General features: G+C 58.0%; 12 protein-coding genes. 11 read left to right on the top strand and 1 reads right to left on the bottom strand.

The features are described from left to right. Positions 1-99: 99 nt before the first annotated feature. Positions 100-1185: a glycosyltransferase family 9 protein gene (locus TCARDRAFT_RS13285; protein ID WP_007290488.1), complete on the bottom strand. Its 1086-nt coding sequence runs from the start codon at positions 1183-1185 to the stop codon at positions 100-102. Between the two features lie 183 nt (positions 1186-1368). Here TCARDRAFT_RS13285 and TCARDRAFT_RS13280 point away from each other — a divergent pair, with 183 nt between their 5' ends. The 11 genes from TCARDRAFT_RS13280 to TCARDRAFT_RS13235 form a co-directional block, all read left to right on the top strand. After that, a complete protein-coding gene (locus TCARDRAFT_RS13280) occupies positions 1369-2430 on the top strand; it encodes a hypothetical protein (protein WP_007290487.1) in 1062 nt (353 codons plus the stop codon). A 128-nt stretch (positions 2431-2558) separates the two neighbouring features. Beyond that, entirely contained in the window at positions 2559-2699 is a 141-nt protein-coding gene (gene scfA / locus TCARDRAFT_RS15125; RefSeq protein ID WP_071934032.1) for a six-cysteine ranthipeptide SCIFF, read from the top strand. Between the two features lie 64 nt (positions 2700-2763). Further along, positions 2764-4137, top strand: a complete 1374-nt coding sequence (gene scfB / locus TCARDRAFT_RS13275) for a thioether cross-link-forming SCIFF peptide maturase (RefSeq protein ID WP_007290486.1) — start codon at positions 2764-2766, stop codon at positions 4135-4137. Between the two features lie 194 nt (positions 4138-4331). Beyond that, positions 4332-6584, top strand: a complete 2253-nt coding sequence (gene hypF / locus TCARDRAFT_RS13270; RefSeq protein WP_007290485.1) for a carbamoyltransferase HypF — start codon at positions 4332-4334, stop codon at positions 6582-6584. 4 nt (positions 6585-6588) lie between these two features. Next, positions 6589-6822 (top strand): HypC/HybG/HupF family hydrogenase formation chaperone, encoded by a 234-nt coding sequence (locus TCARDRAFT_RS13265; protein ID WP_007290484.1) that lies wholly within the window; start codon positions 6589-6591, stop codon positions 6820-6822. Continuing rightward, on the top strand, positions 6803-7906 hold the full coding sequence (hypD, locus tag TCARDRAFT_RS13260; RefSeq protein ID WP_007290483.1) for a hydrogenase formation protein HypD: 1104 nt from the start codon (positions 6803-6805) through the stop codon (positions 7904-7906). Before TCARDRAFT_RS13265 ends, hypD begins: the two co-directional genes overlap by 20 nt. Beyond that, a complete protein-coding gene (gene hypE / locus TCARDRAFT_RS13255) occupies positions 7903-8913 on the top strand; it encodes a hydrogenase expression/formation protein HypE (protein WP_007290482.1) in 1011 nt (336 codons plus the stop codon). The genes hypD and hypE overlap by 4 nt, the downstream gene beginning before the upstream one ends. 87 nt (positions 8914-9000) lie before the next feature. Continuing rightward, entirely contained in the window at positions 9001-10389 is a 1389-nt protein-coding gene (rpoN, locus tag TCARDRAFT_RS13250; RefSeq protein WP_007290481.1) for an RNA polymerase factor sigma-54, read from the top strand. A gap of 84 nt (positions 10390-10473) precedes the next feature. Next, positions 10474-10869, top strand: coding sequence for a GntR family transcriptional regulator (locus TCARDRAFT_RS13245; RefSeq protein ID WP_007290480.1), 396 nt, complete (start codon positions 10474-10476; stop codon positions 10867-10869). Between the two features lie 2 nt (positions 10870-10871). Then, positions 10872-11846 (top strand): slipin family protein, encoded by a 975-nt coding sequence (locus tag TCARDRAFT_RS13240; RefSeq protein WP_007290479.1) that lies wholly within the window; start codon positions 10872-10874, stop codon positions 11844-11846. A 522-nt stretch (positions 11847-12368) separates the two neighbouring features. Next, positions 12369-12693 (top strand): IS110 family transposase (locus TCARDRAFT_RS13235; RefSeq protein ID WP_040683453.1); only part of this gene is annotated, 325 nt, incomplete at its 3' end.

Below are 12693 nucleotides of genomic sequence, written 5' to 3'. Positions count from 1 at the left end.
TTTTAACCACGGAGAGCGCAGAGAGCGCGATATTCATCGCGCTAAGAATAAAAATCAAATATCTCCGTGTCCTCTGTGGTTCCAATACTTATCGTGGTTTTACCATTTTTCAGAAGGCAGCGGTTGCAGTTGCGAGTATGCGGCCAGTTGCTGCCGTACGGCCGCTATCGCCGCGTCCGGGGTGACGGAGCGCAGGCAGCGTATATCCTGGTGACGGCACACTTTTTTATGGCAGGGAGCACAATCGGCCTCGCCCTGCAGGATGACGTGACCAGGCGTCAGCGGCCCATACTTGCGCGGGTCGGTTGGGCCAAAAATGCTGACGGTCGGGACGCCGAGGGCGACGGCCATGTGGAGCGGCCCGGTGTCGCCGGTGAGTACGACCCGGCAGCGGGCCAAGAGAGCCGCCAACTCAAGCAGCGTGGTGCTGCCGGCGGCGTCGATGCACGCCGTGCCGGCCTGCTGGGCGATATAAGCGGTAACTTCTTTGTCACGGGGACCGCCGGTCAGCAGAATACGGCAATCGACGCCCAAAGCCGCGGCCACGGCGGCGAAACTGGCGGGGGGCCAGTTCTTGGCCGGCCAGGTAGTGACAGGGTTGATGGCCACCAGCACCTCATCAGGCTCGACGCCGTGCGCGGCCAGAAAGCGGTCAGCAAAGGCGACGGCCTCACGGGTCAGGCAGAGGGTCATATTATAGTCGGCGGTCCGTATGCCAAGTGGCCGCAGGATGCTTAAATACTGCTGAATCACATGGACATCGTCGGCCAATTTTGGCGCCTGTTCGGTCATAAACAGCCAATTGAACTCCCGGGTGCCGCCCAGGCCGATGCGGCGCGGTGCGCCGGTGGCGCTGGTTACCAGCCCGCTTAAAAACAGGCCGTGCACGTCGAGGGCCACATCGAAAGGACGACAGCCCAAATCTTCGCCCAAGTGGCGCCACAGGCGGCGGGCTTCGCCCAGGCGGCCGGACTGCAAATTGCGTTCCCAGCGCTCACGGGGCCAGACATACAATTCATCAATGTACGGATTGGCGACGAGTACGTCAGCGGGACCTTCGCCGACCACCCAGGTCAGGTGGCAGGCGGGGCAGGCCGTTTTTAAGGCTTTGGCCACCGGCGTGCAGTGCAGCACATCGCCGATGGAACTTAGCCGGATGAGGACGACGCGTTTGTTGTTCAGCATACTTTGCTCCTTACAGCATTTGTTTCGCTTTAATTAATATACCCCACTTTGCCGCCTGAAGCCAATGCCAAAAAGAAAATACGCCGGTTAACGCGGCGGCTATAGGTGGATTTTTCTGCAATTTTACATAATATGCCGTCCTTGATATAATGAGGGTATGTTGGTAGCAAAGGAGGGTACATAGTGCGTAAATGGTTGTGTAAAGGATTGCTGGGCATTCTGCTCGGTCTGAGTGTGGCTGCGCCGGTGGCCGCCGGGCAGCGTCCTGACAGCCTTGATATTCTAAAACTGCCGGAGTGGACGGTGTCGTCTAGCCATTATGGCGGCAAGCTGCTATTATCGGACAGTCCTGAAACGGTGACGGCCGACGGTATTCTCTATCAAGACAAAGTAGCCGGTGACGTGCGGCTGTTTTTCCATCATGTGAACGGGACAGCGGCGCCGAAGAAAGTGGTTGTCCTCTTAGAGAATGATGGCAGTGAGCCAGCGCAGATTACCGTTTATCAGTACGGTCTGGGCGGCCCGGGTCGTGACTATCTGGCGGTAGGCAAGATGGCCCAGCTTCGCTATTTTGGCAAGAGCGATATTTACCTGGTCGAAGTACCGGCCAAAGACAGCCGGCTGCTGATTGCCGAACTGGACGGAATGGTGGTCGAGCCTAACATGCTGGTTAACGGCATTTATGATTTTAAGACCGACCGGCCGGTAACCGTTAAGGTAATGATGCTGCCGGTCAACGCCGATGCGAAGAAGTTTGCCGCGCAGGCGAAGGTGCTGCCGCCTGACGAGTACCGGCTGCGCGGCACCTTCGACGGGGCCAACCGCATGCTTATCCCGCATAAAGTCTACAATCCCGGCGACCACGGCCCGGTAGCGCTTACCTTGGCCGACAATGAGGTCGACCGCTATGTAGAGGGCATCGACGCTACCGACGGCAGCAAGGTGCTCAATTACGGCAACTACGGCATCGTCTACAAGCTGTTTCTGCCGTCGGCCGGCTCGGGGAAAATCGGCTATTTCCTTAATCCGCGCGGCGGCGTGTATGCCGGCGCGCTGGCGGTAAAGTACCGGCATGAAACCGGCGAGCCGCTGCCGACGCCGTCCGGCCAGGTGGCGTTCGGCGCCGATAAGCTGAATGATTTCGCCCCGATCGGCACGTTTGACGTCGGCCAGTCGCTGTGGCTCACTTTCAGCCCTCCCGGCGCCTCCAACTTGCCGGTGAAAATCGTTATTCTGCCGCAGTAGGAAGAACGCAGCACGCGTCGCGCAAAATCTGCGCCGCATAGTATTGATTCCCGGCCGCAAACGGGCTAAAATATAAAAGTATAATTTTGCTTCCCATTCATATATTGGCGGCAAGGAGGGATTCATATATGGCGAAGCACATCCTTACTGTAAATACAGCTTCCCTGCAAAAGACGGTACATACCGGCGGCTGCGGGGAATGTCAGACTTCCTGCCAATCGGCTTGCAAGACGTCCTGCACCGTTGGCAATCAGGTCTGCCAGAAGTAGGCCGTCAGCCCCTTGCCCCTGTAGGGGGCAAGGGGCTTGACTTTTAGTAAGAAAGGTGAAGCTAATGCGCGAGTCTAGTATTCATAAATTTCATATAAACGGCATGTATCTGCTGCTTGATGTCAACAGCGGCGCCGTCCACGTCATCGACAAGCTGGTTTACGACGTTTTGGATCTTTTTGATGGCGCTAACGATGCGGCTGTCCTGGCGGCCTTAGCCGGCGTTTACGGTGCAGGCGCGGTTAAAGAAGCGCTAACCGAGCTGCACGAGCTTATTGACCAGGGGCTGCTTTTCGCCCCTGAACTGACCGTGCCGTCTACTTTCAGCGATAAGCCCATCGTCAAATCGCTGTGTCTACATGTGGCCCATGACTGTAACCTGCGCTGCCGTTATTGCTTTGCCGGTACCGGCGATTTCGGCCACGACCGGGGGTTGATGACCAAAGAGGTGGCCGAGCAGGCCGTTGAATTTCTCATTGCCAGCAGTGGCCCGCGCCGCCACTGTGAAATCGACTTTTTCGGCGGCGAACCGCTGCTTAATATGGAGGTTGTTCGCCACACGGTAGATTATGTGCGCCGTCGCGCTGCCGAGACAGGCAAGATTTTTAAGCTCACCTTGACCACTAACGCCGTTCTCTTAGACGACGCAATTATTAACTATTTGAATGAGCATAATATCAGTCTGGTGCTCAGCCTGGACGGCCGGCGCGAGGTCCATGACCGGATGCGGCCTGATGCTTTGGGGCGCGGCAGTTATGACGAGGTAGTGGCCAATATCAAAAGAGCCGTGGCGTCCCGCAATGGCCAAAACTATTATGTGCGCGGTACCTTTACGGCTTATAACATCGACTTTGCCGCTGACGTGCTGGCCATGGCCGATTTGGGCTTTACCCAGTTGTCGGTTGAGCCGGTGGTGGGCAAAGATAGCGACTATGCCCTAAGGGAGGAACATTTACCTGAATTGTTCCGCCAGTATGAAATCTTGGCCGCCGAATATCTGGAGCGCAAGTTTACCGGGCGGGGCTTCGACTTTTTCCACTTTAACCTGGAGCTTAACAACGGCCCTTGTGTGGCCAAGCGGCTGAGCGGCTGCGGCGCCGGCCACGAGTATTTTGCCGTGACGCCGACCGGCCAGCTTTACCCATGCCACCAGTTTGTCGGCCGGGACGAGTTTTGTCTTGGCACCGTTTTTGAAGGAGTGAAAAACACCGCTCTGCCGCAAAAGTTCCGCCAGGCCCATGCCCTGAACAAGGAAGCCTGCCGCCAGTGCTGGGCGCGGTTTTACTGCAGCGGCGGCTGTCACGCCAACGCCCACTTGTTCCACGGCGATATCAATAAGCCCTATGAGCTGGGCTGCGCCCTGCAAAAGAAGCGGCTCGAGTGCGCCCTGATGATTCAGGCCAAATTAGCACTGGCCCGGCAGGGAAAAGACGCATAACTGTGGAATACTGTGGAATATTTAAAATAAAACCACGAACATAATCATGCCAATAATTGGCACCACAAGACACGAAAAATATTTTTAACTACAGAGGACACAGAGGCGCGATATTCATCGCGCTAAACTAAAAAGATTATCTCTCCGCGTCCTCCGTGGTTCCTAATATTTTGGATCGTCGAAAGGGAGTAGCCATGGAGCGCTGCAATGTCAAAGTCACCGGCATTGTCCAAGGGGTGGGATTCCGCCCCTTTGTTTATAACCTGGCCCGCCGCCACGGTCTGGCGGGGTGGGTGCTTAACGACACCGTCGGCGTGGAAATCGAAGTGGAGGGGGATAGCGCCAGCCTGGACGCTTTTCTCACCGCCCTGCGCACAGAAGCGCCGCCGCTCGCCCGCCTTGCGACGGTGACTGTTGAGCGTCGCCCGGCTACCGGCGCGCGGGAGTTTGTCATCCGTCACAGCGAGGGCGCGCCGGGACGCACCGCCCTGGTGTCGCCCGATGTGGCCACCTGCGCCGACTGCCAGCGGGAAATGCTTGACCCGGCCGACCGGCGGTACCGCTATGCCTTCATCAACTGCACCAACTGCGGGCCCCGCTATACCATTATCAAGGACGTGCCCTACGACCGGGCCACGACTACCATGGCGTCCTTTGTCATGTGCCCGGCCTGTCAGGCCGAATATGACGACCCCGCCAATCGTCGGTTTCATGCCCAGCCCAACGCCTGTCCGGTCTGCGGCCCTGTTTACCGCCTGGTTGACCGGGCCGGGCGGGAGGTGGCCGGCGACGTGTTTGACGCCGTGCGGGCACTGGTCGCCGATGGGCATATTGTCGCCGTCAAGGGTATCGGCGGCTACCACCTGGCCTGCGATGCCAAGAACGTGGCGGCGGTGAAAGCCTTACGGGAACGCAAAATTCGGGAGGACAAGCCCTTTGCCGTCATGTGCGGCAGCCTGGCGGCTGTCCGCCGGCGCTGCCAGCTGTCGCCGGCCGAAGAAGAACTCTTAACCGGCATTGTCCGGCCGATTGTGCTTTTGGCCAAAAGCGAAGGCTATGACCTGGCGGACAGCGTCGCTCCCGGCAACCCCTATCTCGGGGTGATGCTGCCGTACGCGCCGGTGCACTGGCTGCTGCTCGGTGAAGACGATGTTTGGGTGATGACGAGCGGCAATACGAGCGACGAGCCGATTGCTTACGACGATGCCGACGCGCGGGAGCGTCTGGCCGGCATTGCCGACTATTTTCTTGTTCATAATCGCCCCATTTATCGCCGGGCCGATGATTCGGTGGCGCGCGTTGTTCGCGGCCAACCCTATCTGCTCCGCCGCAGCCGCGGCTATGTTCCGTCGCCGCTGGCGCTGGCCCGGCCGCAGGCGCCGGTGTTGGCCTGCGGCGGCGAGCTAAAGAATACCTTTTGCCTGACCCGGGACAATCTGGCGTTTATGAGCGCCCATATCGGGGATTTGGAGAACATGGCCACTTTCACGGCATACACCGACGCCATTGCCCATTACCAGCGGCTATGTAACGTCCAGCCTGCCGTGGTGGCCTATGACCTGCACCCCGAATATTTGTCCACGAAGTATGCTCTATCTCGGCCGGAACCGAAAATCGGCATCCAGCATCACCATGCCCATATTGCCGCCGTGCTGGCCGAGCACGGCCGGGATGACAAAGTGATTGGCGTGGCTTTTGACGGTACCGGCTACGGTACTGATGGCCACCTGTGGGGCGGCGAGTTTCTGCTTGCCGATTGCCGCGACTTTGTCCGCGCTGCCCACTGCCGCTATTTGCCGTTGCCCGGCGGCGCTAAGGCCATCAAGGAGCCCTGGCGCCTGGCGGCCTGGGTGCTTTATAAGCTCTATGGCCGGGCCGCTGCCGGCCTTGACATCCCTTTCGCCCGCACGCTGCCGCCGGAGTGGGAGCTCGTGGTGCAGGCCGCGGATAAGGGACTGAATGCGCCGCTGTCATCGGGGGTCGGCCGGCTGTTTGACGCTGCGGCGGCTCTCCTTGGTATTCGTAACCGAATTAATTATGAAGGTCAGGCGGCGGTCGAGCTCGAACTGGCGGCTGTCGGCGGGGCGGCGGCGCCGCTGCCTTATGATATTAAAGAGGAAACGCCGGCCGTGCTTGATTTTTATCCCGCGTTTGCGGCCTTGACCGAACGGCTTGCCCGCGGGGCAAGCGTCGCCGATTTGGCCGCGGCCTTCCACGCCACGGTGGCGGCGGCGACGGCCGACATGGTGGGGCGCATCAGCCGGGCTACCGGGATTCGTACGGTCGCCCTCAGCGGTGGCGTTTTCCAAAATATTACCCTCTTGGAACAAATCGTTGGAATGTTACAGCAACAAGGATTGACAGTCCTGCTCCACCGCCAGGCGCCGCCCAATGACGGCGGGCTGGCCCTGGGACAGGCGGTCATTGCCGGAGAAAGGAGCCGATAAACCGATGTGTTTGGCCGTACCTGCCGAAATAATCTCCCGCCAGGATATGCTGGCCACTGTTTCTGTCAGCGGCGTCACCCGCCAGGTCAGCCTCGTGCTGCTGCCGGAGGCGCAGGTAGGTGACTATGTACTTATTCACGCCGGCTTTGCCATCCAGAAAATTGACGCGGAAGAAGCCCGGCGGACGCTAGAGCTGTTTAAGGAGCTGGAAGAGCAGTATGAAGAGTTTAACGACTGACCGGGTGCGTCAGCTGGCTGACTTTTTTACCGCCGAGATTGCCCGGCTCGCCGACCGCCCGCTCCGGCTGATGGAAGTGTGCGGCACTCATACGGTGGCAATTTTTAAAGCCGGCATCCGCCAACTTTTGCCGGAGCAGGTGGAGCTGGTCAGCGGTCCAGGCTGTCCGGTGTGCGTGACGCCAAATGACTATCTGGACACCGCCATTGCCTACAGCCGTCAGGACGATGTCATTATTGCCACCTTCGGCGATATGTTGCGCGTGCCGGGCTCGTCATCCAGCCTGATGCAGGAAAAGGCGCAGGGCGCCGATATCCGCATCGTCTATTCGCCCCTTGACAGCCTCGCCATCGCTCGGGCCCATCCAGATAAGAAGGTCATTTTTTTGGCGGTGGGGTTTGAGACGACGGCGCCAACGACCGCCGCCGCCATTTTGGCGGCCGAAGAGGCCCATATTGACAACTTTTTTGTGCTTTCGTCGCATAAATTAGTGCCGCCGGCGCTCCGGGCCCTCTTAACCGCCGGCGATGCCGGTGTTCGGGTGGACGGTTTTCTGCTCCCCGGGCATGTCTGCACCGTTACCGGCCTGGCGCCCTTTCGCTTCCTGACCGAAGAGTTTGGCACGCCGGCCGTGGTGGCCGGCTTTGAAGCTCTCGACATTTTGCAGGCGGTATATATGCTGGTCAAACAAACCCGTGCGGGCGTGGCGCAGCTGGAAAACCAGTATGCCCGCGTTGTCCGGCCTGAGGGCAATCCGGCGGCGTTGGCAGCGCTGGCCAAGGTATACGGCGAAGTAGATGCCGCCTGGCGCGGTATTGGCGTAATTCCCGCTTCGGGGCTGGGTGTGCGGGAAGAGTACGCTCGCTTCGATGCCCGGTACGTCCTGAGCGTCGGCGTCGAGCCGACCCGCGAGGCGCCCGGTTGCCGCTGCGGCGAAGTGCTGCGGGGCGTGATCAAGCCACCGGCCTGCCCGCTCTTTGGCCGCACCTGCACGAGCGAGCATCCGGTAGGCGCGTGCATGGTGTCGGTAGAAGGCGCCTGCGCGGCCTGGTATAAATATGGCGCCGGGAGGTGGCAGTTTTGAGCGAACGGATTAAACTCGCCCATGGCAGCGGCGGCAAGCTCAGCCATGATTTGGTGCGGGAGGTCATGCTGCCGGCTTTTGCCAACGCTGCGCTGGCGGAAATGCACGATGGGGCAAAGGTGACCGTCGGCGGCGCCCGCCTGGCGTTTACAACCGATTCGTACGTGGTAAAGCCGCTGTTTTTCGCCGGCGGCGACATTGGCAAACTGGCGGTATGCGGCACCGTCAACGATCTGGCGATGACCGGCGCCGAACCGCTATATCTCAGCGCCGGCTTTATCATTGAAGAAGGCTTTGCTATCGACGACCTGCGGCGCATTGTGGCCTCCATGCGCCGCGCCGCCGACGAAGCCGGGGTGGCGATCGTCACCGGCGATACGAAAGTAGTGGAAAAAGGGGCCGTGGACGGCTTATATATCAATACGGCCGGCGTGGGCGTGCTGCCTAGCGGCGTGGATATTTCGCCCAAGCGCGTCCGACCTGGACAGGATATTATTCTCAGCGGTCCGATTGGCGACCATGCTATTGCTGTCATGAGCGAGCGGCATGGGCTGACGCTGCCGGAAGAAGTGGTCAGCGACTGTGCGCCGCTGGCCGGACTGGTCAAAGCTATTCTCACCGCTGTGCCCGATGGGGTGGTACTGCTGCGGGACCCCACCCGCGGCGGTGTAGCCACGACCCTCAATGAAATTGCTACTCAGGCCCAGGTGGGCATTTTCCTGGATGAAACGGCTATTCCCGTCCGCCCGGCGGTGCAGGCCGTTTGTGAAATTCTGGGATTTGATCCGTTGTACCTCGCTAACGAAGGGAAAATGCTTGTCTTTGTCGAACAAGCATTTACAGAGCAGGTACTGAATATTATGAACGTTCACCCCTATGGGCGGGAGGCGCGGGTCATCGGCCGGGTAACAAAGCAGCCTGCCGGGCAGGTGGGGCTGCGTACCGCTATAGGCGGCGTGCGCCTGCTCGATATGCTGGTCGGCGACCAACTTCCCCGCATTTGCTAACATAAGGCGCAACGTTTTTTTACGGGTGCGGCATATTTATGATAACTTTGGCATAGGGTGAAGAAGAGAAAAGGAGGTTCAACGGTTATGCGCATGGACTATGGCCTCAGGCAGGAGCTGTCGCAAAAACTGGTCATGACGCCGCAACTGCGCCAAGCCATAGCCATTTTGCAGCTGTCGTCCCTCGAACTTGTAGAAATGGTCGAAGCCGAGCTTTTAGAAAACCCTGTCCTCGAGGTGGAAGACAATAGGCTGGGCGAGGCGGAAGGAGAAGCGCCAGCAGACAGTGGCAGCCTCGACTTGGCCAATGACTATTTGGAGTGGGTAAAATATCTTGATGAAGGTATTGATACCGGTTTTGTACCGGCGGCAGAGGAGGAAAAATCGTCAGCCGAGTTTTACGGTGCTACCATGGTGCCGCTTCATGAACACCTTGAGTTTCAGCTGCATCTGGCCGCCTTAAATGCGAGCGCCCGCCGGGCCGGTGAATATCTTATCGGCTGTATTGATGACAACGGATATTTGCGGGTGTCGGTGGAAGAAGCGGCGGCGGCGCTGGCTATGCCGGCAGCGTTGGTCGAAGAAGTGCTGACGCTGATCCAGACTTTTGATCCGCCGGGTGTAGGCGCCCGTGACTTGCGGGAGTGTCTGTCCATCCAGGCACGCCAGCGCGGCATTGCCGACCCGATCGTTTGGGCCGTGATCGACGGCTATTTGCCGGACATAGCCGCCGGGCGCCTACGCTGTATTGCCAACAAGTTGGGCTGCACTACTCAGGACGTCCAGCGGGCAGTCGACATCATTCGGACGCTTGACCCCAAGCCGGGCCGGGGCTTTGGCCAGGGCAAACAGTCGGCGTATATCCTGCCGGACGTGACGATTGAACGGGTGGGCGGTCGGTATGTAATTCTCGTCAATGACTCGATCGTGCCGCGCCTTACCATTAACCCTTATTACCGCCGCCTGATGCGGGAAGCTGACAGCGACGCGCGGCGGTTTGTCGAGGGGCGCATTAACGCCGCACTGTGGCTTATGCGCAGTATTGAGCAGCGCCGTCAAACGCTGTATAACGTTGTTGAGGCCATTGTTGACCTGCAACGCGACTTTTTCGACCATGGCCCGAAGTTTTTGCGGCCGCTGACGATGAAAAAGGTCGCCGAGCGTCTGGGCATCCATGAATCGACCGTCAGCCGGGCTACGGCCAATAAATATGCCGCTACGCCGCATGGGCTGCTTGCGCTGCGGGCCTTTTTCTCCGCCGGCGTGCAAGGGGCAGGCGGCGAAGATGTTGCCGCCTGCCAGGTTAAGCGGGAAATCAGGGAACTGGTGGCCCGGGAAGACCCGGCTCACCCGCTGAGCGATCAGGCGCTGACCGAACTATTAAGCCGCCGCGGTATCGCCGTGTCGCGGCGCACGGTGGCCAAATACCGGGAAGAACTTGGCATTCCGTCTTCATGTAAGCGTAAGCGGTATTAAAAATGCGCTGCGGCCTGTGGCCGCTATTTTTTTTGCAGGATTTTGCCGCGGCGAACCGAAAAATAGGACATGGGAGGGAGGCGGATGCTGCCCATCACGATTGACTACACCAGCGGAATTCCGATTTATGTGCAAATTAAAGAGGCCATTCAGAACGCGATCCGGACAGGCGCGTACCCGCGGGGGGCGCAACTGCCGACGGTGCGGCAGCTGGCCGTCCAGCTCAAAATTAATGCCAATACGGTCAGCCGGGCCTACGCCGAGCTGGAGCGCGAAGGCGTCATTTCCAGCCAGCAGGGCCGCGGCACCTTTGTCACCATGTCCACCGACATTGATTACGCCAAGCTGGCCCAACTGGAGGCGAAAGTGGCCCGGCTGCTAGAGGAGGCGGCGGCGCTAGGGTTTTCCGCCGCCGATGTGCAGGCGGTATTGGATAATGCCGTCCGGCATGGCACCCTACTGACTAGAAAAGAGGTGTAATGATGGCGAAAAAGCAAAATCTTGATAATGGCAATCCCCCGCTCAGCATGCAGCAGCCGCAAATCGGTCCTTGCCACCGTCCCAGCTGGCTGCCGTTTAACGTTTTTATGTTGTCCTGCGCGGCCGGCATTGCGTTATATACCTATCTGGATGAACTGTGGCTGGCGGCTATCGTTATAATTGCTGGCACGCTCCTCAGCATGTCGGTCAAAGTGGCGGCCGAGTGGGAAAAAGCCGTGGTGCTACGGCTTGGCAAGTACAAGGGGCTGAAGGGACCAGGCCATTTTTGGATCGTTCCGTTCGTCGATTCCGTTGCCTACTGGATTGACCAGCGGATTGTCGCTACTCCTTTTCTGGCCGAACAAACTCTGACTAAAGACACCGTACCGGTAAATGTTGATGCCATTTTGTTTTGGGTGGTGTGGGACCCGGAAAAGGCCGCCCTGGAAGTGGAAAACTACCGCGAGGCGGTGGCTTGGACGGCCCAGACGGCGCTGCGCGACGTCGTGGGGCGAACGATGCTGTCTGAGCTTTTATCCGAACGGGAAAACTTGGATAAGATTTTGCAGGAAGTCATCGATCGCCGGACTGAGCCATGGGGGATTACGGTCCAGTCGGTTGAGATCCGGGACGTGATTATCCCGGAAGCGCTGCAGGAGGCCATGAGCCGCGAGGCCCAGGCGGAAAGGGAGCGGCGGGCCCGCATTATCCTTGGTACGACCGAGGCCGAGATTGCCCATTGCTTTGCCACTGCCGCCAAAGTATACGAAAACAACCCCATTGCTCTGCAGCTTAGGGCGATGAATATTTTATACGAAGGACTCAAGGAAAAAGGCAGTTTGGTGGTGACGCCGAGCGGCGTCGCCGATGCGCTTAACCTTGGCGCCCTCGCCGCCATTACCAAAGGTCTGGAGGAAAAGAAAGCCGAAACTGTTCGGGAAGAAGCGGCGGCGACCAAGGCCAAGGAGATGGCTTGACGATGCGACCCCCGTGTTACAGGGTAAACACGGGGGTCTAATTTTTAAACCGCCCAATTATTTTGACCAAGTCCTACCCTAAAAAGCGTAAAACCGCAAAGATGAACATGCCAATAAATTGGCACCACAAAACATGAAAACATTGAAGTTTAACCACAGAGGACACAGAGCGCGTGATGTCTATCACGCGAAGAATATAATAATTTAAATTTCTCCGCGTCCTCTGTGGTTTCCTATATTTTCCAACTTGAAGTCACTGATTTTTCAGGGTAGACCCCCCATGTCGTTAGCACGACACCAACAAAGAATGAAAACCAGGTGCATATGTAGAATAATTTTTTTGCGGCTGGCGAAGAGAGGTCGATAGCTTGCTAGTGCTTCGAGCCTGAAGGGTAGACTGAACCCCAGTTACCTGGTGCACCACAAATTGTTGCTCCTACATTTAGGAAGCACGCGGAGTAGATTACTCGTACAAGGGTTACTGCACCAGTCGCAAAATAAGGCCGCAGAGGGGATCTTCTCATGAAACAAGTAATCCGCATTGTCCATGAACGCTGTTGTGGTATGGATGTTCACAAGAAGATTATCGTTGCCTGCGTTATCACACCTGACAACAAAGAAATTCGAACATTTGGCACTATGACGGACGACTTGCATGAATTAGTAAGCTGGCTTCAAAGTCACGGCTGTAGTCATGTAGCTATGGAAAGCACGGGAGTTTACTGGAAACCAATTTACAATCTTTTAGAACATACGGGAATTGAGATTTTGGTAGTCAATGCACAACACATAAAAGCAGTTCCGGGACGCAAGACAGATGTTAAAGATGCAGAGTGGATAGCTGAGT

Source organism: Thermosinus carboxydivorans Nor1, from assembly GCF_000169155.1.
Lineage (GTDB): Bacteria > Bacillota > Negativicutes > Sporomusales > Thermosinaceae > Thermosinus > Thermosinus carboxydivorans.
This window is presented reverse-complemented; position numbering and strand designations above follow the sequence as displayed.

Excerpts from the sequence above, each read along its gene's own strand:
- TCARDRAFT_RS13285 (WP_007290488.1), bottom strand. The coding sequence starts at position 1,185 with ATGCTGAACAACAAACGCGTCGTCCTCATCCGGCTAAGTTCCATCGGC.
- scfA (WP_071934032.1), top strand. The coding sequence starts at position 2,559 with ATGGCGAAGCACATCCTTACTGTAAATACAGCTTCCCTGCAAAAGACG.
- scfB (WP_007290486.1), top strand. The coding sequence starts at position 2,764 with ATGCGCGAGTCTAGTATTCATAAATTTCATATAAACGGCATGTATCTG.
- hypF (WP_007290485.1), top strand. The coding sequence starts at position 4,332 with ATGGAGCGCTGCAATGTCAAAGTCACCGGCATTGTCCAAGGGGTGGGA.
- TCARDRAFT_RS13265 (WP_007290484.1), top strand. The coding sequence starts at position 6,589 with ATGTGTTTGGCCGTACCTGCCGAAATAATCTCCCGCCAGGATATGCTG.
- hypD (WP_007290483.1), top strand. The coding sequence starts at position 6,803 with ATGAAGAGTTTAACGACTGACCGGGTGCGTCAGCTGGCTGACTTTTTT.
- rpoN (WP_007290481.1), top strand. The coding sequence starts at position 9,001 with ATGCGCATGGACTATGGCCTCAGGCAGGAGCTGTCGCAAAAACTGGTC.
- TCARDRAFT_RS13245 (WP_007290480.1), top strand. The coding sequence starts at position 10,474 with ATGCTGCCCATCACGATTGACTACACCAGCGGAATTCCGATTTATGTG.
- TCARDRAFT_RS13240 (WP_007290479.1), top strand. The coding sequence starts at position 10,872 with ATGGCGAAAAAGCAAAATCTTGATAATGGCAATCCCCCGCTCAGCATG.